We start from the raw sequence: 22,307 nt of genomic DNA on the forward strand, positions 1-22,307 counted from the left end.
TCATACTTGAGCATTCGCTGTTATTCCCGCAAGGCGTTTTTCTTTGCTCTAAGAATCGGTTCAAGTAAGTACTCCATTACTGTTCGTTTACCGGTAATAATGTCAATCGATGCTGTCATCCCCGGAATAATCGGCAGATTTTCATCGTGGCCCAACGAAGTCTCATTGGTACGCACTCGAACCAAATAAAAACTGTTGCCTTCTTCATCTTGTGAAGTATCGGCACTGATATGTTCTAGAGTACCTTCTAAGCCGCCGTATTTAGTAAAATCGTAAGCGCTGAATTTCACAATTGCATGTAAATCAGGGCGTAGGAAAGCGATATCCTGAGGGGCTATTTGTGCTTCCACAAGCAGCGTGTCTTCTGTCGGAACGATTTCAACGATATCCATACCCGGCTGAATGACACCGCCCACGGTATTCACATTCAGGGTCTTCACTGTACCAGTGACAGGCGAAATAACGACAGTTCGATTTACGCGGTCTTCTAATCCCACCGCAGATTCTGTCATTGAAGAGAGCTTATCCTGTACTTGGTTGAGTTCTTGTTGTTGTTGGGAACGGAATTTTTGAGCGGTATCTATCCGGCTCAGCATCGCTTCGCGAATGTTTGATCTCAATACAGGCACTTTTAGCTCACTGGAAGTGAGTTCACGACGAGTGTCATTCACCTGACGTTGCAATTTGAGAAGCTCAATTCGTGGCACCACACCTTCATCGGCTAAAGGTTTGGTGATTTCCAGTTCTTTATTCGCAAAATTATAGCTTTGGCGAAGGTTTTTGATTCTTGCCTGAATCTCTATCAGTTCTTGTTGCTTCTGCTTCACTTGCTGAGTCATTACAGAAATTTGGTTTCTCAAATTGTCCAAATCTTGCTGATATTCGGCGCGTTGACGTGCTACCAGCTCAGGCTTTGTATCTTTGAGTAGGGGAGGGAATGCGAGTTTGTTGTAATCAATACGTACACTGTTTTCCCAATTTTTTTCAGAAAAATCTTCATCAATTGTGACACTGGAAAGTGATGCAGAGAGCTGCAACACGTTTGCCGTTAAGTTGGCTACTTGTTGTTCACGTTCGCGGAAATCTGAGCGAAATCGGGTGTCGTCAATCAGGATCAGTTGTTGGCCCTTTTGAACTTGCTCACCTTCTCGAACCAATATCTGTTTTACCAGACCGCCTTCCAAGTTTTGGATGACCTGGACTTGTGACGATGGCACGACTTTTCCTTGACCTCGGGTGACTTGATCGATTTCTGCCCAAGAAGCCCATGCGGAAGCTGCGATAAAAAAGGCGATCATCACCCAAAGCATGACCCTCGCACTACTTGGTGTGTTTAGCAGTAGTGCGGCTGTTTGGTCGTCGACATACTCTAGTTCTGTCGCGGAGAGCTTATTGTAACTACTCTTGCTCATGATGTTCCTTGATATTGCGGTTCGTCGCTAATCGCTTATTGATTTACCTATAAGAATAAATGTTAATTATGGAATGCGTATAGCTATTTCCATTTAATTTTTGAATTCATTCGTTTTTTCGATAGGTTTGTTGAATTGTTAGCTTGCTTATTTGGTCTATGAGTTGTTTTTCTTAACTTTAGTTAAGATCATAATTTCTCGCTGTTAACGCTTATCTACTGGTGAATCGCTTGAGTTCTGTAACAGTTCAGAGGACAATCGGCAAAAAAATACGAGGAGTAGAAATGGATCTTTCAGATATTCGCCGTGAGTACATCCAAGGTGGTTTGAGACGTAAGGATTTGCTTGCTGATCCTATTGATCAGTTCAACTTATGGTTACAACAAGCGATTGATGCAAAACTAACTGACCCAACAGCGATGACGGTTGCGACCGTAGATCAAAATGGTCAGCCTTTTCAACGTATTGTTCTGCTGAAGAACCTAGATAAAAATGGTTTTGTTTTCTATACCAACTTGGGAAGCAGAAAAGCACAGCACATTGAACACAATAACAAAGTCAGTATCCATTTCCCTTGGCATCCTTTAGAAAGACAAGTTCATATTACAGGCACGGCAGAAAAGCTGAGTGCCTTAGAAAATATGAAGTACTTTACTTCTCGTCCAAAAGATAGCCAAATTGCTGCTATCGCTAGTCATCAAAGTAGTCGCATTTCTGCTCGCGGTATTTTGGAAGGCAAATATTTAGAGCTGAAACAGAAGTTTGCGAATGGTGAGATTCCGGTTCCTAGTTTCTGGGGTGGATATCGTGTTAGACCAGAGAGCATTGAATTTTGGCAGGGAGGGGAGCATCGTTTGCATGACCGTTTCTTATTTAGCAAAACAAACGATACTTGGACGGTTGACCGCTTAGCACCATAGTTATCTGACACAACAAAGGGCATCATCTGATGCCCTTTGTTTTTGATTGTGATTATGCTCACAACACATAATGATGAGGTTCATCCTGCCGTTATTAGCCAGTATTGTATGGCGCAATGACTGTTGGAAAAGTATTGAGCTATGAATCTAGACCGTGTGGATCAACAAATCCTGCGTATTTTACACACTAAAGGCAGACTGCCAGTGGTTGAACTGGCGAAGTTAGTGAATCTCACCACATCACCTTGTTCTGATCGAGTTAAGCGACTTGAAAAAGAAGGTTACATCAAAGGCTATCACGCTGAGTTAAATCCAGAAAAGTTAGGCTTAGATGTTCAGGTTTTTATTCATATTCGTTTAGATCAAACCTGTTTCTCCATTTTTGAACGTTTTGCTCGCGCAGTGGAAGACATTCCTGAAATTGAGTCTTGTTATTCTCTGTCAGGTGACTTCGATACCATGATTAAAGTTCGCGTCAAAGATATGAAAGCTTACCAAGCGTTTATGTCTGGACGATTAGGTACACTGCCTGGCGTGATTCAGACAAGAAGTGAGTTTGTGATTGAAGAACATAAGACAAGCTTTGGTATTAACCCAGAACTTCTTTCCACGTTATAACGTTGTCTGGTAGGAGATAATATGAATCGAGTATCCGCTGTAGAAGCTCAGTGGCAAAAATTACAAGTGACTGAGCTAGAAGTACTGCACGCGCAATACAGCCGTCTTCGCCTTCAATACGCTAATGACCCATCACCCAGTTTAGAGCAGAGATTACAACGTCTGTCGTTTTTACATGCTGCATTGCTTAAAGAAAAAAACGCGTTAGTGGAAGCTTTGAGCGAAGACTTCGGTTTCCGTCCGCACTTTGACAGTACTTTTTGTGATGTACTGCCTGTCATTAACCAGATTAAGTACACTCAAAAGCATCTTAAAAAGTGGATGAAGCCATCGCGCCGTCATGCGGGGTTATTGGTTCTGCCCTCGAAAGTGCAAGTACACTATCAACCCTTAGGTGTGGTCGGCATTATTGTTCCGTGGAACTTCCCTGCAATGCTCAGCTTGTCTCCTCTTGTTATTGCCATTGCGGCCGGTAACCAAGCGATGATTAAGTTCAGTGAATACACGCCCGAAACCAACAAAGTTTTGACTCGTATTATCGGTTCGCTAGGTGATATCGCGGTTTGTATGGAAGGGGATTTAACTATCGCCACGGCGTTCAGTTCTCTGCCATTTGATCACCTGCTTTTCACGGGTTCAACACCCGTTGGCAAACTCGTGGCTCAATCTGCGGTGAAAAATTTAACCCCTGTTACTCTGGAACTGGGCGGAAAATCGCCGGCGATTATCGCACCGGATGCTGACTTAGTTCGCAGTATCGACAACATCATGCAAGGTAAAGCGATTAACTCAGGGCAAATCTGTATTGCGCCAGATTACGTGATGCTACCTGCCGATAAGGTTGAGCAGTTTGTCGAGTTGTATCTGAAGCGTTTTACGAAACGTTTTATCAACAAACACGGCGAATTGGACTGTGCGGGTATCATCAATCAAGCCCAGTTAGAGCGTCTGCAAAGTTACCTTGACGATGCGAAACAAAAAGGTGCGCAGATTTACACTGTAAAACAGTCGGTTGAACTGAAAGCAACGCAGATGGCGCCAAGTCTAGTCACTAATGTCACTGACGATATGTGGCTAATGCAAAATGAAATCTTTGGGCCAATTCTGCCTGTCATTGGTTATAAAACCATTGAAGAGGCAATAGAAAGAGTGAACACTCAGTCTCGACCTTTAGCTCTGTATCTCATGACGGATGATAACGATATTGCTGACTATGTACTTAAGCACACTCACAGTGGCGGAATGTGTATTAACGATACATTGATGCATGTAGCCGCAGATTCCGCGCCATTCGGCGGCATTGGTGATTCTGGAATGGGGCACTATCACGGCATCGAGGGCTTTAAGACATTTACCCATGCTAAAACGGTCGTGCGCTCTTGGAGTAAATTGCCACGTAGTTCATGGATATTGAGTTATCGTAAAACGATTCTGTATCTGCTTAATCGTTTCTTGATTCGCTAGCTCTACCAATCTCATTTATAAAGGCGCCTGTGCGCCTTTTATCATTTTTATCGATTCTCGATAGCAACTGCGCCAACCAATCGCTCGCACAATTAACCTCTTGTACAGTTAGCTTCTCGTACCATCCACTCCTAGAACAATCAGCCGACAAAGGCTTGTTGCAAAGCAGACAATGTTTGCTTGTTGCTTCTCACGCCAATAACTAACTGTATGAAAAATCGCTGATTTTCTGATGGTACAAATATCGCAATAACGACCGTGAGTCTAATTTAATAAGGAGATAGACCATGGCAATTCGTCAATGTGCAATTTACGGAAAAGGCGGCATCGGTAAGTCAACTACTACTCAGAACTTAGTAGCAGCACTGGCTGAAGCAGGTAAGAAAGTAATGATTATCGGTTGTGACCCGAAAGCGGACTCAACTCGTCTTATCCTACACACTAAGATGCAAAACACCATCATGGAAATGGCAGCGGAAGCCGGTACTGTTGAAGACATCGAACTGGAAGATGTACTACTGACTGGTTACGGCGACGTTAAATGTGTTGAGTCAGGCGGTCCAGAGCCAGGTGTTGGTTGTGCAGGTCGTGGGGTAATCACAGCGATCAACTTCCTGGAAGAAGAAGGTGCATACGAGGAAGACCTCGATTTCGTATTCTACGATGTTCTTGGTGACGTGGTATGTGGTGGTTTCGCGATGCCAATTCGTGAAAATAAAGCGCAAGAAATCTACATCGTTGTTTCTGGTGAAATGATGGCAATGTACGCTGCCAACAACATCTCCAAAGGTATTTGTAAGTACGCTGCGACAGGTAGTGTTCGTCTTGCTGGCCTTATCTGTAACTCTCGTAACACTGACCGCGAAGATGAGTTGATTATGGCGCTTGCCGAGAAGATCGGCACTCAAATGATTCACTTCGTTCCTCGTGACAACATCGTACAACGTGCAGAAATACGTCGTATGACGGTTATCGAATATGACCCAAATTGTAACCAAGCTGACGAATACCGTGCTCTTGCTAAGAAAGTTATTGAGAACGAAATGTTCGTGATTCCTGAGCCATGCACCATGGATGAGTTGGAAGACCTACTCATGGAATTCGGCATCATGGAAGTGGAAGACGAGTCTATCGTTGGTAAAACGGCGGCTGAGTTAGCGTAAGCGACTGATTTAGAGTTATCTAAATACGCTTTAATCAATTTGGAGACAGAATATGTCGATGAATAAAGAACAAAAGCAGGCGCTGATAGACGAGGTGTTGGAAGTCTATCCTGAGAAAGCGCGTGAAGATCGTAAGAAACACGTCGCGGTCACCGATTCTACATCCGAAGGAACCTGTATCACCTCTAACCGTAAAACGGTTCCTGGTGTCATGACGGTACGTGGTTGTGCGTACGCAGGCTCCAAAGGGGTAGTGTGGGGACCAGTCAAAGATATGATTCATATCTCACACGGTCCGGTAGGCTGTGGCCAGTACTCGCGTGCGGGTCGTCGTAACTACTACTCAGGTACAACGGGTGTTGACTCTTTTGGTACGTTGAACGTAACGACTGACTTCCAGGAACGTGACATCGTTTTTGGTGGCGATAAAAAACTTTCCGCAGCGATTGATGAGCTAGAACAATTGTTCCCGCTATCAAAAGGTATTTCCATTCAGTCTGAGTGTCCGGTTGGTCTGATTGGTGACGATATCGAAGCGGTTGCCAAAATCAAAGGTGCAGAAATCGGTAAAACGATCGTGCCTGTACGTTGTGAAGGTTTCCGTGGTGTATCTCAGTCTCTGGGTCACCATATCGCCAACGATACCATTCGTGACTATGTACTGGATGCATCTGAAGGTGAAGAGAAAATCGAATCAACGCCTTATGACGTCGCCATTATTGGTGACTACAACATCGGTGGGGACGCTTGGTCTTCTCGTATCATTCTCGAAGATATGGGGTTGCGTGTTGTTGCTCAATGGTCTGGTGACGGTACGTTACCGGAAATGAAAAACACACCCAAAGTGGCGTTGAACCTGGTTCACTGTTACCGCTCTATGAACTACATCGTTCGCTACATGGAAGAGAAAAATGGGATTCCATGGGTAGAGTACAACCTGTTTGGTCCTACCAAGATCGAGGAGTCAATGCGCAAAATCGCGGCATTCTTCGATGAGAAGATTCAAAAGCAAACTGAAGACGTCATCGCGCGCTACCGTGAACAATGGCAAGCGGTTATTGATAAATATCGTCCTCGTCTCGAAGGCAAGTCAGTGATGCTTTATGTCGGTGGTCTGCGTCCTCGTCATATCATTGGCGCGTACGAAGATTTAGGTATGGAAATCACAGGTGCTGGTTATGAGTTTGCACATAACGATGACTACGTGAAAACGACACCGGAAGTGAAAGATTCAACGCTTCTCTTCGATGACGCAAGTGCTTATGAACTGGAAGAATACGTTAAAGCCCTTAAACCAGACCTTATTGGCTCCGGTGTTAAAGAGAAGTATGTATTCCAGAAAATGGGCTTCCCATTCCGTCAAATGCATAGCTGGGATTACTCAGGTCCTTACCACGGTGTCGATGGCTTCGCTATTTTCGCTCGCGATATGGATTTGACAATCAACAACCCTTGCTGGAACAAGATGAAAGCACCTTGGTTGGAAGAAGCATCAGACGACGCGTTAGCGAAAACTGCTTAATGTGAGTTGGAAAGGATTTCCAATTAATGTAACCCGAGCCGGAGTTCACAGATTAGTGGCACGGTAGGAGAATACTCATGACTCAAAAAGTTGAAGATATCAAAACTGGTTATGCTCTCTTTCAGCAACCAGAATATCAAGAGATGATGGCGAATAAGCGCGCATCTTTTGAACAAGGCGTTGATGCTGAGAAGGTTCGTGAAACCTTTGAATGGACAACAACGAAAGAATACCAAGAGATTAACTTTGCGCGTAAACACATTACGATTGACCCGGCAAAAGCATGTCAGCCATTGGGTGCGGTATTGTGTTCTCTAGGTTTTGAGAAAACATTACCTTACGTACACGGCTCTCAAGGTTGTGTAGCGTATTTCCGTTCTTACTTTAACCGTCACTTCAAAGAGCCCATCGCTTGTGTTTCTGACTCGATGACAGAAGACGCTGCGGTATTCGGTGGGCAGGACAACATGTTTCAGGGTTTGGAAAACGCTTTCGCGCTCTACAAACCAGAAGTGGTGGCGGTCTCGACTACCTGTATGGCTGAAGTAATTGGTGATGACTTGAATGCGTTTATCAATAATGCAAAGCAGAAAGGTCATATCCCAGCAGAACTACCAACACCGTTTGCGCATACTCCATCATTTGTGGGTAGTCATGTGACAGGTTGGGACGGAATGTTTGAAGGCATGATGAAATACTTTACTGATGTAGAAAGTATTAGTGCTGGCAGCAATGGCAAAATAAACATTGTTCCCGGATTTGAAACGTATCTTGGTAACTATCGCGTCATTCATCGTATGTTGAAAGAAATGGACGTTGATTACTCTTTCCTATGTGATCCATCTGAAGTATTGGATACCCCTGCAGACGGTGAATACCGTATGTACTCAGGTGGTACTTCAATTGAAGAAATGAAAGATGCCCCGAATGCGAAAACAACTTTCTTGCTTCAGCCTGATCAACTTGTGAAAACTAAGAAATACATCGAAGGCGTTTGGAAACACGAAGTGCCAAAAACCACTATCCCTATGGGCCTAGAGTGGACGGATGATTTCTTGATGAAAGTATCTGAAGTGACTGGCAAGCCAATCCCTGCGTCGCTAACTAAAGAGCGTGGTCGTTTGGTTGATATGATGACTGACTCGCACACTTGGTTGCACGGCGTAACGATTTCGCTATACGGTGACCCAGATTACCTCTTGGGTATGTGTAAGTTCCTAACCGAGCTTGGTTGCGAAATTAAGCATGTTCTTTGTAATAACGGTTCGAAAAAATGGAAGAAACAAATCGAGGCACAACTTGCGGAAACACCATACGGTGCAGGCGCAGAAGTGTTCTTCAAACAAGATTTGTGGCACCTACGTTCATTGATGTTTACTGACAAACCTGATCTATTGATTGGTAACTCTTACGGTAAATTCATCGAGCGTGATACCAAAGCAAAAGGTCCTGAATTTGAAGTACCACTTGTTCGTATCGGTTTCCCAATCTTCGACCGCCACCACCTACATCGCCAATCAACACTGGGCTATGAAGGCGCAATGTATGTTCTAACTACTTTAGTTAACGAAGTACTTGCGAAGCTGGATCGTTCAACAAGCGACTTAGGTAAAACTGACCTTGGCTTTGACTTAGTTCGCTAATGCAAATGGCCGACGGAGTGTTCTGTCGGCCTTTTTATCAGCCAAACAGAGGGAAAGGTTATGGCGAATGTAATGATTCAGTACAACGAAAATAACGAACTGTCGCTTTATTTACCGAAGAAAGATCTGGAAGAAGTGATCACTTATTTTGAGTTTGATAGCGAAAGCAAATGGGGTGGTGAAGTGCGATTAGCCAATGGGGCGATTTATCACATTGACCCAATGGGAACAAAACCCAAACTGCCAATCACCGTAAAAGCAAGACGATTACAAGCAGCTTGATTTAGGAGGACGATATGATGATGGACAATACCATTTCCGACCAAGCGGCGATACGCATTGCTTTAGCGTCTAAGTCGTTGCCCAATATTGAACTGCGATCGCTGTTGGGGTTGTTGATTCAGCACCTTGGAGAGCCGCTGACTGAAACTAAGCTTGTCGGTTTATCACCGAAAGCCTTCCGTTTAATGGTCGGTTCGCTAGGTTCAGGGCCAACTCGCAAGGACGTGTCTAATGCTTTGAATGTGCTTTGTAATCCAGAAATCAGTGATGTTTCTGCGCCAGAAATCTCTTTGCAAACGCCTATCTCTGGGCCAAAACTGCGCGTGGCGTTGACATCAAACCAAGGCGAAATGGTCAATGGGCACTATGGTTCCTGTTTGCGTGTTTTGATCTATGAAGTTAATGCAACCCAGCATCAACTGGTTGACGTGCGTGAAATGCCGATGGAGAAAAAAGGCGAGGAGCGAGCCATTGCAATGCTGGATAGAATTCGCGATTGCCATATGCTATTTACCCTTTCGATTGGTGGCCCAGCCGCTGCACGTGTGACTCGCGCCAATATTCATCCGATTAAGAAAACCGCGCCAGTGGAAGCCTCAATCGTGTTGGATGATCTTTCGCAAGTCATCGCGACTAATCCACCACCTTGGGTCAAGCGTATTCTTGGTTTAGAAAAGAGTGTACAAGAGGTGAGCGAATTGGTGCTGGAGGAGAGTTATGAGTGAGGTAACAATAAAATCTCCCGCGTCAAGCTCGATGCAGCTTACGCATCTTTCTTCCTCCGTTTTGTCGGACATCGTCGCCAAACTAGAGACGCAGTCGGACATTAATCAGCACACTTTGGATAGCTTGAAGCAAAGCTATCCTGAACTGCGCTTTACTCTCTGTTTTGAGCAAGAGATGGGAGCAAATGATGCTTATATTGAAGCTAATGGCTTTGATCTTCATTTAGTTTCGCACAGCTTGTCTGGTTGTAGCGCGTTGACCTTTGATTTAGCTGCATGCAGTGGTCTTGTGATTGCACTTCGAGATGAGTGAAACCAAACTTGGCTTTAAAAACACTTCCTGCTTTTTACGGTAATCAGCACTAATCCTATCTATTTAAAGCGCCTCTTAGCATGCAAAGAGTGCGCTCACTCAATTATAAAAAGCCATAGATTAGAAATAGTTAATTGTGATAGAAATACCTGTTCGTTAATTATTCATTCTCATTTAAGCTCTTACCTTCGATTCGGCTTGATTGTGCTGAATTTATCGCTCGCCGAGCTCAAACATCAAATAGCAGCTAGATAAATCGTTCAAATTTAGTTGTTTAGTATTCGATAGGATTAAAAATGCGGTTATCTGATTACACTCGATTATTGGCTCTCGCGGCAATTTGGGGAGCGAGTTTTCTGTTCATGCGTATAACGGTTCCAGAGTTTGGCGCAATCAATAGTGCATTTTTGCGCGTGTTTTTTGGTTTTACCGGTTTGGCTGTGATTTTGTTGGTGCTCAGATGTCCTATTCGATTTGAAGGCAAATTTCGCGCGTGTTTTATGCTTGGAATTATTAATTCTGGTGTGCCATTTATGATGTATTGCATCGCGGCGCAATGGCTTCCTGCAGGCTATTCTGCAGTACTGAATGCCACCACGCCTTTAATGGGAGCGCTAATTGGATTTTCTTTTTTTGCCGAGAAACTTACTTTAAGTAAGTGGGCCGCAGTGTTTCTTGGCGCGTTAGGGATTGCGATTATCACTACTTTTGGTGAGGCGGAATCAGCACAAGCGTTGATATTTGGCGGACTTGCTTGTCTGGTTGCCACTAGTTGTTATGCGGTTTCCGGTTTTCTTACCCGTCAATGGATCAACAATCGAGGCGGTTTGGATTCAAAAATCGTTGCGTTTGGTAGCCAAATAGGAGCGACCACTTTTCTGTTGCCGTTGTTTCTTTTCAGCAGCACTACCGATACCACCATTAACTGGGCGCAAGCCGAAGTGTGGGCCTGCATTATTGCGCTTGGCGTGATTTGTACTGCTTGTGCCTATATTGTGTTTTTCCGCTTAATCAGTGATATCGGACCGCTACGAGCAATGACAGTAACGTTTCTAATTCCTCCCTTCGCCATTTTGTGGGGATTCGTGGTGCTTGATGAAGCAATTAGCCAAGGGTTTATTTTAGGCTCACTAATAGTGGCTATAGCAGTATGGTTGATTGTTCGTCCGGTAAAGCAGGAAGCTGTAAAAGCGTGAAGGGCTGACTCTAGTCGTCGTATTCACTTGCGCTCATTCTTTATTTTTGCAAGTCAACCTAGAGCATCGGTGACGCGGGAACCCCACTCTTCCCAATATCTTTCATATACTTCTCTGGCAGTTTGCTTAGTGCCGCTTTTAGCGCATTAAAGCACAATGGGTCGATGGCTGTTCCAACATTTTCTTCCATGATTTCTAAAGTTTTTGGTATTGGAATGGCACCTCGATAAGGGCGTTCAGCCGTAATGGCATCAAAAATATCTGCTGTGGTAATAATCCGTGTCATCATCGAGATTTCATCGGCAACCAGTTTATCGGGATAGCCTGTCCCATCTAACTTTTCATGATGAGCAGCTGCCATTTTGGCGAATTGTTTTAAAGGCGAGATCTTTTCAATGATCTCTCTGGTAAACACCGCGTGATTTTGTATTTTTGCCCACTCGTCATCATCCAATTTTCCTGGTTTATCCAAGATCGTGTTACTTACCCCAAGTTTACCTAGATCATGTAAGAGTGCCGCACGTTTCAGCCATAATCGATCCTCTTTGTCTACCTTGAGTTCTTCGGCTATGAGCGTACTAAAAATAGCCACTCTGGAACTGTGGCCGGAGGTAAAAGGGCTCTTGGCATCAATAATTTTTCCGAAAGCAGTCACAATTCGATCGAAATAATCATCATCTAATGGAATCATCGCTTGGGCGGGTGACATAGAGAGTACAAAAGGGACTATCGATGGGGCATTCAGTGCCTTAAGGAACTCAGGATTGTCTTTCAACTGTTTAGAGATGGCCACTAAGTTAGGATCTAGCCAGTTTCCGGAACGACTTTCTAGTTCAGAAAATGCAATATTCAAATCATGTTCACGTTGAAAAACATCCATCACTTGAGCGAGGAGGGCAATTCTTGAAAATAGTGGGATTTGATCATGAATCAACCCATCAGGACGACCTGATCCATCCCAGTGCTCATCCAAATGCTGTATACCTTGAGCCACATTTTCACTGAACAAGAGCTCACGAGCAACTTCTGCCCCTTTTGTACAACGCGTTTGAATCAGTTCTTGAGCATAATCTGTACCATTTTTCAAAATATCAATCGTGGTTGAGATACGCTTGTGCCAATGTTCTCCCGAGCCTGCATTTTTTAGTACGAAATTAATCGCACTCGTCAGGCTAGTACCGACAGTTTTATAACGTTGTTTAAATATAAGATCATCGGTGGCGTAGAGTTCACAGATACGAGCTGCATTGCTGCTGCAGCCAGCATCCTTGAGAAGTAACGTAAAATAAAGGTCATGGAGCTCTGATGATGAGAGGTTCATTCGCTCCCCAATATGCATTCCAATCCAGCAGCAACGCATACTGTGCTCTGGAGGCTGTCCCTCTGTCATATCTAATGCTAATGTCAGTGAAGAAATCAGCTCGGCCAGAGGCATATTGAGATTCGAACCTTGTAATAACATCGCACTCTACTTATTAATATTTAAACAAAAAGTATAGTGAAATCTTACATAATGACCTAATCACAAATAAAACAAGAAAAATACTGTAGTGGCTTAGTGACATTGCCATTATCTTAGATTTTTGCCATATATTCTCTTATCCGAAATCACCCGCTCTAATTTAATTTCTAGAGGATTCCTGTCCCAAATCATGCTAGCAGGCTGTGATAGCAAGACCCATCATCACACCTGATAAAATTCGCGTATCAACCACTTTACTTTTTGTCGTACCTTCTGTTTGGCTTTGTCCGTTTTACGACAATCGTGCGTTCCATTTTCTAAATAAACTTTATTTATCAATCAGTTATTTTTGGCGCTCTAATTGCAACTTCACCGACTAAAGCGACATTCAAGGATTGAATGTCACAACATCGTTTGATGTAGACCGTTGGAGGCACTATGAAGCAGTCCGAAATAAAACTCTTACAAGATGAACCTGCCTGCGAGCATAACTCAGGCAGTAAAAGTGGCTGCAGCCGTCCCAAACCGGGTGCTACCGCTGGAGGCTGCACTTTTGACGGAGCGCAAATCAGCTTATTACCGATTGCCGATGTTGGGCATATTGTTCACGGACCGATTGGTTGTGCGGGTAACAGCTGGAACAACCGAGGTACTCGTGCCACGGGCACAAACTTGTTTCGTTATGGTTTTACTACTGACCTAAATGAGCAAGATGTGATTATGGGGCGAGCGGAAAAGCGCCTGCTTCATGCCATTAAACAACTGATCGAAAAACATGCTCCGCCGGCCGTGTTTGTTTATATGACATGTGTGCCAGCGTTGGAGGGCAACGACATTGAATCGATTTGTCAGCTGGCGAAAGAGCGCTGGAATATTCCTGTGATCCCTGTTGATGCCGCAGGATTCTATGGCAATAAAAACCTTGGTAACCGCATTGCAGGCAATGTGATGTTTGAGCGGGTAATCGGCAGTGCAGAGCCGCCCGCGAAACCCTTGATGAAACATGACCCAACGCGACATGTGCATGACATCGTCTTGATCGGCGAATACAACATTGCCGGAGAGTTCTGGCATGTTTCTCCGTTATTTGAACAACTGGGTTTACGCGTACTGTGCTGCTTGGCTGGCGACACCCAATTTCATCAAATTCAAACCATGCATCGTGCTGATGCGGCTATGGTGGTGTGCGCCCGAGCACAAGTCAATGTTGCCCGTAAGCTAGAAGAAAAATGGCATATCCCTTGGTTTGAAGGCAGCTTTTACGGCATCGAAGATACTTCAGCTGCGCTGCGATCCTTTGCTCGTTTAATCAAAGATGAGCGCCTAATCGAAGAAGCAGAGACTTTAATTGCCCGAGAAGAAGCTCAGACACGTGAAGCACTCAAACCTTATGTTGAACGCCTTAAAGGCAAGAAAGCACTGCTTTATACCGGTGGAGTGAAGTCTTGGTCTGTTGTTAGTGCACTAAAAGAACTTGGTGTTGAATGTGTCGCGACAGGTACGCGGAAATCCACTCAGTCAGATAAGAAACGGATTATGGATATCATGGGGGAAGAGGCTTTGATGCTCGATGAAGGTGGAGCGTCACTGCTTCTCGATACCTATCACCGCTACAACGCTGACATCATGATTGCTGGTGGACGCAATATGTACACAGCTCTCAAGGCGCGCTTGCCATTTTTGGACATCAACCAAGAACGCGAACACGCCTACGCAGGATACAAAGGCATGCTGACTTTGGCGCAAGAGCTATGTCGCACCTTGGAATCACCGATCTGGTCGAAGGCTCGCAGTGAAGCCCCTTGGGCACTTCAGACAACCGCAACTAGCTTTTCCTATGCAACGGCATTAGCGAACGGAAAGTAAGGAGAGTCGCATGGTTACTTTAAGAAAAATGAATTCGCCTTTGGTTTCTCAGCCACTTAAAACCAGCCCTGCCACGGGAGCGACACTTGCGTCACTTGGCTTTCATCGTTCAATTCCATTAATGCACGGTGCGCAAGGTTGTAGCGCTTTTGCCAAAGTCTATTTGATTCAGCATCTGCGAGAGCCGATACCTCTGCAGAACACCGCGATAGACCAAGTCTCTGCGGTGATGGGAGGCGATGAAAATCTCAGTGAAGCGTTGCTGCTGTTGTGTGAAAAGCAGAGCCCTGAGCTTATAGCAGTAATGACAACTGGTCTGACAGAGATGCAAGGCTGTGATGTGTTTCGGGTGATAGCGGATTTCAAACTTAAGAATCCGCAGTTTGCCAACATCCGCATTGTGTCAATGGCAACACCGGATTTTGTCGGCTCGATGCAAACCGGGTTTTGCGAAGCTGTGCGTAGCGTGGTGAAGCAACTCGTTCAACCCCCGACTTTACGTCCTCGTCAGCGCCAACAGGTGAATGTGCTCTGCTCTTTGGGGATGACCGCGGCAGATATAGAAACTATCAAGCAGTACATCGAAGCTTTTGGGCTTGATGCTGTTGTCGTGCCAGATTTATCGTTGTCACTGGATGGGCATTTGGATGAAGCGGAGTACAACGCAACCAGCACTGGTGGTACCTCTGTAATGGAGGTAGAGCTGATGTCGGACAGTGTTATGACACTGGTACTGGGCGATGGTTTGGTTGATCTCGCCCAATGGCTCAAGCAGCGTTTTGACATTCCTTATCAATCATTTGGTATGGGTATGAATATGGATGTGGTGGACGATCTTGTCATGACTCTTTCGCGGATCAGTGGCCACGATGTACCGAGCTGGATGACGAGAGCCAGACAACGCGTGCAAGATGCGATGTTAGATACCCATTTTCTGCTTAGTCGAGAAGAGTATGTGATTGCGTTAGAGCCGGATCTTGCCAAAGGCTACGCCGAACTCCTTCTGTCCTTTGGTGGGCGGATTTCACAATTGATCACGACTATCGATGCGCCTCATTTATCGGATATCGAAGCAGATGAGGTTATCATCGGCGATCTTTCCGCCATCGATCTGATTAATCCACACCTCAAAGCAGTGATCAGTAATACCCACGCGGCGCAAATGTGTGAGTCTCAAGTTTCCGTATTGCGTGCCGGATATCCTTGCCATGACCAGTTCGGAAATATGGACATACGTCAGTTCGGTTATGAGGGTATTCGCGAGCGTCTGTTTGCGTTAGCTAACTTGCTGCTACGCAATCACACAGATGAAGTGCCCGCTCATATTAGCGCTTATCGCTTTGAATCCCACGAAGTTAAACCAAATAAAACTACGGCACTAGGTTGCAAGGGGGCGTGATGAGCATAAATAAACGTAGATTGCATGTCGAACCCAGCCCTGATGCCAGTAGTTTTAAAGTGAAAGTTGCCTTTGCAACCCATGATAGGCAGACCGTAGATCAGCACTTTGGCAGCTCGTTGGGTATGTTGATCTACGGTATCTGCGAACAAGACTGGCATTTGTTCGAAGCTATTGAATATTCCACATCGGATCGTGTCCACGATAAGCTTCCAGGTCGAATCAATGATCTTTCAGGCTGCTCAGCGGTATTTTGCAATGCTTGTGGCGCTGCGGCTATCAGGCAGTTGATTGAACACTATATCCAGCCGATCAAAGTACACCAAGGTTACGACATTCATCAGATCTTGTCGGAAATTCAACAAGAGCTGCAAAAAGGGCCTTCGGGTTGGTTGGCAAGGGCTATGAAGCAGCGAGAAGAAGCGGAAACCGAGCAGAACAGCCAAAAACGTTTGTCTCAGCTCATGGATGAAGAATGGTAGCTGTCGCGGCCAGTTTGAACGTTATAGCTGGCACGATTATGCGTGAAAAGGATGGTTTAAATATCAACAAGGAAGAGAACAGTGAGCAATAGAGTAGGTTATACCCAAGGCGGTGCCGAATGGGTGCCGCAATTTATTCAGGCAATCGACAAACAAAACTGCATCGGCTGTGGTCGTTGTTACAAGGTATGTTCTAGAGATGTGTTTGATTTGGTTGAAAATGAAGACATCGATGAAGACGACGATTACTTTGACGACGATGAAGTGATGATGGTGATGACTCTTAAAAATTCAGGGGACTGTATTGGATGCGAAGCTTGTTCAAAAGTGTGTCCAAAAAACTGTCAGAGCTTCGCGCCTGCCAGCGCCTAAATTTTACTCAATATTCTGATATATATTGAATTTTTCTGGGGTAAGAATAGTCGTTCTTTCCCCTTTGTTTGTTCATTTCCTAATTAAGAACAAATTCTAGTGCATATGCACCAAGTTGGATTTCGATCACGATTTAAAATTATTCTCGTTTTCAAATGTAACAATATGACGTTCGGTGAAAACCATCGGTCACATTTTTTAAGTGTTCCGTCGATATCTCCGAATATATTAAGGACAAAAGTATGGCATTGATTTATATTTTTTAGCCTTAAAGTTTAGGTGAGATTGCTAGTTGCTCTTATGGATATGTCAGGTGAAGATGCAAGAGTAAATTTGCGTCAGGCTTTGTTGGGTGTTGCTCAGGCATTAGACGCCATTGATCATGAAGTTCCTTACCACGGCTACAATGTTGCCTATATTGCTTATCGTTGTGCAGTTTTTATGGGGTGGGATGAGGAGCAGGCTCAGTTAGCGTTTTCTATAGGACTGATGCATGATTGCGGTGGAACTCAGTCGACCAATCTTTTGCCTCTGTTCCCCCATTGTTTAACGGGTAGCTTTTCACGTCATTGTGAAAAAGGTTATATGTTACTCAAAGAGTGTCAGCCTCTATCCTGTTTTGCTACGCCAATTTTATATCATCATACGCCTTGGCAAGAGCTGAAAGTTCTCCCGCTATCCGACACTGACAAGCAACTGGCTTCGCTGATTTTTTTGGCCAATCGCTTAGATCATCTCTATCGTCAACATAAAAAAGACAAGTTCGGTAATCTCTCCGCTATCGAAAAAAGGGCCATTTGTGATGAGCTGAGGCATCACGCCGAAAGTGTGTTTGAACCGAATATGGTTCAGCATATGACAGAGCTGGTGGATAAAGATGATTTCTGGTTTTCCATGAAACCAAAATACATTGAGGAAATGTATTTTCGCATGGAACCAGTGCCGTTTTTTTCTGGCCGAATTGATTTGGATGGCACTATCGCGATAGCAGAATTTTTCGCAAAAATTGTTGACGCAAAAAGCGCTTTCACTTTCCAACATTCGCATAAAGTTGCTCAGCTAGCGCAGTTTATCTCTAAACAGCTGGGATATTCTCCTAAGGTGCAGAAGATGTTGTATCTGACGGGGTTAGTGCACGATATTGGTAAGCTTTATACGCCTGACCCAGTTTTGCATAAAATGGGTAAGCTGACCTCAGAAGAATATACCTGCATAAAAAGTCATGCCACGGACACTCGCTTTATCCTGCAAGCTATTTTCCGCTCTCAGCGCATTCTTGAATGGGCATCCAACCATCATGAACGATTGGATGGTTCGGGCTATCCGTTAGGTAAAATGGCTGATCAACTCGACAGACCAAGCCGGATTATTGCCGTGTCAGATGTGTTTCAAGCTCTCACTCAGTCACGTCCATATCGAGCAGGAATGCCATTGGAGCAAGCCTTGGATATTGTTCGCTCACTCGTCGAAAACAATCAGCTAGATAGAGAAATTTTTGATTGTTTACAACGACATGCTAACGAATGCTATCAGTTGTCTATTGGGGACAACCCCGAAATATTGGAGTATGCGCCGGCCTTAACCGTTGGTGAAAACTGATCGAACCAAAGTTTAACTACTAGCCAATGTTCTACTATATTTTCATTAGGGTAGTAGTATTCAACTAAAACACTAGAAATGAGTTGCGTATGATGAGTCCAGTGAAAATAGAGTGGCATGTCAATTTAAGGCAGACATTCTTTAGCATCGCGAGAGCGTTAGATTCGATTGGCATTGATGACATCAATCACGGCCATCGTGTGGGCTATATGGCCTACTCTTGCGCGAAAGCGATGGAATGGAGTGAAGAAGAGTGCCAGTTGGTGTTCTCACTTGGCTTAATTCATGACTGCGGTGTTGCACAAAAAAGCGACTTTTATAATTTGCTCGAAAATATGCAACCTGACAATGTTCGCCAACACTGTGTGCGCGGATATGAGCTTCTTTCTCAGTGCCCCCCATTAGCGTTTTTTGCAGACGCCATCTTGTACCACCATACCCCTTGGGAAGAACTTAAGCATATCGATATCTCGGACAGAGATAAGCGGTTTGCCGCGCTGATATTTCTGGCCGACCGGGTTGATTATCTCAAAGAGCTTTACCCAAGAGATGAATTCGGTAACGTGACTCAGGAAGCCCGCAATGAAGTGTGCCTTGAAATAGGTCGGCTTAGTGGCACCTTATTTGAGCGAGATCTTGTGCGTCAAATGCAGAGCTTGCTAAGCAAAGAATTTATCTGGTTCTCAATGGAATATCATCACATTGAAGCTCTTAGCCAAAACTTACCTTCGACTCCTTTCTTCGAACAGAATCTAGAGGTGGGGGACGTTGTGGCTATCGCGATGCTGATGGCAAATATTGTCGATGCGAAGAGTCAGTTCACTTTTTATCATTCTCAGAAAGTCGCCGAGATTTGTCACAGCTTGGCTCGGCAGTTGGGTTTAAACTCTGAGATGCAAAAAGCCCTGTATTTGACTGGGCTGGTACACGATATCGGCAAGTTACATACGCCCGAGGATATCCTGCATAAACCGAGTAAATTGAACGAGAGCGAATACCTTTGCATTCAGCGTCACTCAACGGATTCTGGTTATACATTGCAAATGATGTTTGGTCAGTCAGCTGTCTGTGAATGGGCGGCCAATCACCATGAACGGCTAGATGGTTCGGGCTACCCGAGAGGTTTGCAAGGCGCAGAAATTGATTTGCCTTCACGTATTATTGCGGTGGCAGATGTGTTTCAGGCATTAACTCAAGCACGGCCTTACCGAGGAAGAATGACTCTTGAAGAAGTGATGCAAATTATGTCTCATGAAGTGAGTTGCGGGCGGCTAGACAGTAAGGTGTTTGATGTTCTGGTGAAGAACGAAAAAGAGTATTACGAGCTCTCGATTCAAGAGAGCTCGCCAGGCTGGGTTAATGCCCTTTAACGTATTCTTTAAAGCGCGCTTTAGTTTCTGCATCGGCTTTGTTGTACCAGAAGTGCAGCATCTCTTCCGCTGTAGAGTCTGCGGCTACAGGCTGGCTGATAGCCAGTGAAGTAGCACTGTTATCAGCAATAGACGCTATTGCACCTGTTTGGTTGTATTCTTTCGTTTCCTGATAGAAGTTGCGGCCAAGCTGCATGCCTTCTTTGACTAAACGATCCTGATCAATGCTGATTGCTGCACCACTTTTATCCATCAAAGACCACTCAAAAGACTTAATCTTATTCCGTGCCATTTTGGCATCGCGATACTCAGGTAATGAGAAAATCAATTCTTTATCTTGTGCAGTAAATTTGGCGATCACTACATCGCTCGCTACGCCAACACGGTCATCCCCTTCAGTAAAATACGGTTCAAAACGAAATACGATCTGATTTTGCCCATCTTCCAGTTCAAGACTTTTGGTTGAAGAGAACAGACTTCCAGACGTTTTTGGTTTTGCACCATTTACAACCAGCAAATCAATAGAGCTAGGAACTTCGATCGTTACTTTAGCGGCTACAGAGGCGCTAAAAGCGAGGGCGAGAATATACGAGAGTGGTTTGATTAATTTCATTTTGTTTATCCTTGAAGCCAACTTGCAGAAATACGCAAACTACTTGCAGTAACAGCAAACCCCAAAACAAGGAACACCGTTGGCGTCGCTGCACATTTAAATAGGAAGGCTATAGAGGGTGCCGATAGATGGCGTGAAATGCAAGCCGTCATATGTGAGTAACATAAGAATTGCGATTGATGCTAAATCTGAATTTATTTTGCAACATTCTCACCCAGTGAGAATGTAATGCTTTAATTTGGGTAAGATTCTCGATATATAAGAATTTGAGTTTGAGGCGTTTGCTGATAAAGGCTAAAACAATCCCATGAATGAAATAAAACTGTCTTCTAATCAGGTTAACGAAAAGTCACTCCAGCTTTTAATGCAAGTGGCGGTGAATAGTGAACCTGTTTCAGCGAAAACGCTGAGTGAACAATTGCAAGTCCCGTTGAGTAGTCTTTACCGACACTTAAAACTGTTGAAAGAGTGGAGTTTGATTGAGGAAAGTCCATACGACAAAACCTTGATCATCGGTCCGGCAGCTTTGTTGTTAATGCGTAGTTACGAGACCAGCCAGCATAGTTTAGACGAAGTTGATGCGGTGCTCACACGCTTGCAAAAACAGACAGGAGAAATGGCGGCATTTATGGTGCCAGTAGGTTACAGAGCACTGTGTGTCATCCAGAAAGAAAGTATGCAGGCGCTCCGATGCAGCTACGTCCAGGGTCAAAGTCAACCCCTGCTTCGCGGCGCCTCATCCAAAGCGATGCTGGCTTTTATGCCAACTCAGCGTTGTGAAAAAATATTGCGATACTTCGGGCAAGAAGAGCAATTGAATAAGTGGCAAGTTGAGTTGGAGAAAATTCGGCAACGAGGATATGCCGTGAGTACTTCTGAGATTGATCCGGGCGTTTCTGGGATCAGTGCTCCGGTGATGAAAGGAAGCAAATTGATTGGCGCGATAACCGTTATGGCTCCAGCCCATCGCGTAGACGCTAATAAACAGCGAATCATTTTGCATGTGTTACAGGCCGCTCGCGCGTTGCCACCAGAGAGGTAATCATCATGTTGAGTTTATTCAAACGTTACCGTATGAACCGCAGTTCGGTGCATACATTCTCTCCGTTCACTTTTCTCACCGTTTGTGAACGTGTAAAGCCTATGACACAGGTAGAGTTTGAATTTACTCAGCAGAGTTTGGAATTGTCTTCAGAGTGGCTTTACAAACAACAATCTAACCTCAACTACAGTGATGCAGGTCATTTCGTAGTTCAAGACCACCAGGACGTCGATTATCAAGAGTTACTCAGCCGTAACTTCGCTTTGTGCTCTGTGCCAGTAGCTTTGGCAAACTGTCATGAGTTGCTCCTCAAAGCGATGCAGGTATTAGCTTTAGATAACGAAGAGATTGGCGTGATTCATATTGGTCACGGTTTTGAATTGAAACAATCGCTAGAGCCAACAATGGGTTCTGCGTTTCACTTTATGTTGTCGCGTTTTCAAAACACCAGAGCTTTCTTTATTGGCTCAGATCTCAAGCGTACTGCGTCTCAAGTATTAGAGTATGCCGAAGATCTAGGCTGTGATTGGCTAAGTTCTGAAGAATGCAGTTTTCGTCATCGTAGCCAACTGAAAAATCAGCTCAACCACTTTATGGATCACTGTGATCAGTTGGTGGTGAATATCGATTTAGCGTCATTGGTACCAAGTACGGGTTTGTCCGATGATGAGGTGCTCGATAATCAAATGGTTCTGCGTATTTTAAGACATGCGATATTGTCCAAAAAAGTGAAGATGGTTCAGTTGGTCGGTTCGAAAGATAAGTTGATCTATTCAAAACAAACCAAAGAAATTGTTGATGAGTTATGTTCTCTCTCTCCGGATATTATCCACGCTGCTTAACA

Annotated in this window: 21 protein-coding genes; 18 read left to right on the forward strand and 3 right to left on the reverse strand. The window is 44.5% G+C overall.

Annotated elements, in window-relative coordinates; all coding sequences use genetic code 11:
• Positions 1-20: 20 nt before the first annotated feature.
• On the reverse strand, positions 21-1,412 hold the full coding sequence (locus tag HUO09_RS06770; RefSeq protein WP_188233433.1) for an HlyD family type I secretion periplasmic adaptor subunit: 1,392 nt from the start codon (positions 1,410-1,412) through the stop codon (positions 21-23).
• A gap of 284 nt (positions 1,413-1,696) precedes the next feature.
• Here HUO09_RS06770 and pdxH point away from each other — a divergent pair, with 284 nt between their 5' ends.
• The 10 genes from pdxH to HUO09_RS06820 all read left to right on the forward strand — a co-directional run bounded on the left by pdxH (position 1,697) and on the right by HUO09_RS06820 (position 11,258).
• On the forward strand, positions 1,697-2,332 hold the full coding sequence (pdxH, locus tag HUO09_RS06775) for a pyridoxamine 5'-phosphate oxidase (RefSeq protein WP_188233434.1): 636 nt from the start codon (positions 1,697-1,699) through the stop codon (positions 2,330-2,332).
• Between the two features lie 141 nt (positions 2,333-2,473).
• On the forward strand, positions 2,474-2,950 hold the full coding sequence (locus HUO09_RS06780) for an Lrp/AsnC family transcriptional regulator (RefSeq protein ID WP_042479512.1): 477 nt from the start codon (positions 2,474-2,476) through the stop codon (positions 2,948-2,950).
• Between the two features lie 21 nt (positions 2,951-2,971).
• Positions 2,972-4,414: a coniferyl aldehyde dehydrogenase gene (locus tag HUO09_RS06785; RefSeq protein ID WP_188233435.1), complete on the forward strand. Its 1,443-nt coding sequence runs from the start codon at positions 2,972-2,974 to the stop codon at positions 4,412-4,414.
• 287 nt (positions 4,415-4,701) lie between these two features.
• Positions 4,702-5,577: a nitrogenase iron protein gene (gene nifH, locus HUO09_RS06790; RefSeq protein ID WP_167410750.1), complete on the forward strand. Its 876-nt coding sequence runs from the start codon at positions 4,702-4,704 to the stop codon at positions 5,575-5,577.
• A 52-nt stretch (positions 5,578-5,629) separates the two neighbouring features.
• Positions 5,630-7,099: a nitrogenase molybdenum-iron protein alpha chain gene (nifD, locus tag HUO09_RS06795; RefSeq protein WP_188233436.1), complete on the forward strand. Its 1,470-nt coding sequence runs from the start codon at positions 5,630-5,632 to the stop codon at positions 7,097-7,099.
• A gap of 77 nt (positions 7,100-7,176) precedes the next feature.
• Positions 7,177-8,742 (forward strand): nitrogenase molybdenum-iron protein subunit beta, encoded by a 1,566-nt coding sequence (gene nifK / locus HUO09_RS06800; RefSeq protein WP_188233437.1) that lies wholly within the window; start codon positions 7,177-7,179, stop codon positions 8,740-8,742.
• Between the two features lie 60 nt (positions 8,743-8,802).
• Entirely contained in the window at positions 8,803-9,024 is a 222-nt protein-coding gene (nifT, locus tag HUO09_RS06805; protein WP_167413034.1) for a putative nitrogen fixation protein NifT, read from the forward strand.
• Positions 9,025-9,038: 14 nt separating this feature from the next.
• A complete protein-coding gene (locus HUO09_RS06810) occupies positions 9,039-9,749 on the forward strand; it encodes a NifB/NifX family molybdenum-iron cluster-binding protein (protein WP_223159337.1) in 711 nt (236 codons plus the stop codon).
• A complete protein-coding gene (locus tag HUO09_RS06815; RefSeq protein ID WP_188233438.1) occupies positions 9,742-10,062 on the forward strand; it encodes a hypothetical protein in 321 nt (106 codons plus the stop codon). The genes HUO09_RS06810 and HUO09_RS06815 overlap by 8 nt, the downstream gene beginning before the upstream one ends.
• 296 nt (positions 10,063-10,358) lie before the next feature.
• Entirely contained in the window at positions 10,359-11,258 is a 900-nt protein-coding gene (locus tag HUO09_RS06820) for a DMT family transporter (RefSeq protein ID WP_188233439.1), read from the forward strand.
• Positions 11,259-11,316: 58 nt separating this feature from the next.
• Here HUO09_RS06820 and HUO09_RS06825 read toward each other — a convergent pair whose 3' ends face one another.
• Positions 11,317-12,720 carry an HD-GYP domain-containing protein gene (locus HUO09_RS06825; RefSeq protein WP_188233440.1) on the reverse strand — a complete coding sequence of 468 codons (1,404 nt, stop codon included), beginning with the start codon at positions 12,718-12,720 and terminating at the stop codon, positions 11,317-11,319.
• A gap of 438 nt (positions 12,721-13,158) precedes the next feature.
• Here HUO09_RS06825 and nifE point away from each other — a divergent pair, with 438 nt between their 5' ends.
• The 6 genes from nifE (at position 13,159) to HUO09_RS06855 (ending at position 19,808) form a co-directional block, all read left to right on the forward strand.
• Entirely contained in the window at positions 13,159-14,586 is a 1,428-nt protein-coding gene (gene nifE / locus HUO09_RS06830) for a nitrogenase iron-molybdenum cofactor biosynthesis protein NifE (RefSeq protein ID WP_188233441.1), read from the forward strand.
• Positions 14,587-14,596: 10 nt separating this feature from the next.
• A complete protein-coding gene (gene nifN, locus HUO09_RS06835; RefSeq protein ID WP_188233442.1) occupies positions 14,597-15,985 on the forward strand; it encodes a nitrogenase iron-molybdenum cofactor biosynthesis protein NifN in 1,389 nt (462 codons plus the stop codon).
• Positions 15,985-16,467, forward strand: a complete 483-nt coding sequence (locus HUO09_RS06840; protein ID WP_188233443.1) for a NifB/NifX family molybdenum-iron cluster-binding protein — start codon at positions 15,985-15,987, stop codon at positions 16,465-16,467. The genes nifN and HUO09_RS06840 overlap by 1 nt, the downstream gene beginning before the upstream one ends.
• Positions 16,468-16,548: 81 nt before the next feature.
• On the forward strand, positions 16,549-16,839 hold the full coding sequence (fdxB, locus tag HUO09_RS06845) for a ferredoxin III, nif-specific (protein ID WP_188233444.1): 291 nt from the start codon (positions 16,549-16,551) through the stop codon (positions 16,837-16,839).
• A 300-nt stretch (positions 16,840-17,139) separates the two neighbouring features.
• Positions 17,140-18,438 carry an HD-GYP domain-containing protein gene (locus HUO09_RS06850; RefSeq protein ID WP_188233445.1) on the forward strand — a complete coding sequence of 433 codons (1,299 nt, stop codon included), beginning with the start codon at positions 17,140-17,142 and terminating at the stop codon, positions 18,436-18,438.
• A gap of 92 nt (positions 18,439-18,530) precedes the next feature.
• Positions 18,531-19,808, forward strand: coding sequence for an HD-GYP domain-containing protein (locus HUO09_RS06855; protein ID WP_167413049.1), 1,278 nt, complete (start codon positions 18,531-18,533; stop codon positions 19,806-19,808).
• On the opposite strand, the gene HUO09_RS06860 is transcribed toward HUO09_RS06855, so the two are convergent.
• Positions 19,795-20,421: a DUF2057 family protein gene (locus HUO09_RS06860; RefSeq protein WP_188233446.1), complete on the reverse strand. Its 627-nt coding sequence runs from the start codon at positions 20,419-20,421 to the stop codon at positions 19,795-19,797. The two genes, HUO09_RS06855 and HUO09_RS06860, sit on opposite strands and share 14 nt — an antisense overlap.
• Positions 20,422-20,728: 307 nt before the next feature.
• On the opposite strand from HUO09_RS06860, the gene HUO09_RS06865 reads away from it, so the two are divergent.
• On the forward strand, positions 20,729-21,463 hold the full coding sequence (locus HUO09_RS06865) for an IclR family transcriptional regulator (RefSeq protein WP_167413044.1): 735 nt from the start codon (positions 20,729-20,731) through the stop codon (positions 21,461-21,463).
• A gap of 5 nt (positions 21,464-21,468) precedes the next feature.
• A complete protein-coding gene (locus tag HUO09_RS06870; RefSeq protein ID WP_188233447.1) occupies positions 21,469-22,305 on the forward strand; it encodes an arginase family protein in 837 nt (278 codons plus the stop codon).
• Positions 22,306-22,307 lie beyond the last annotated feature (2 nt).

Origin of the sequence: Vibrio sp. Y2-5, assembly GCF_014596725.1 — a bacterium.
Taxonomy (GTDB): Bacteria; Pseudomonadota; Gammaproteobacteria; order Enterobacterales; family Vibrionaceae; genus Vibrio.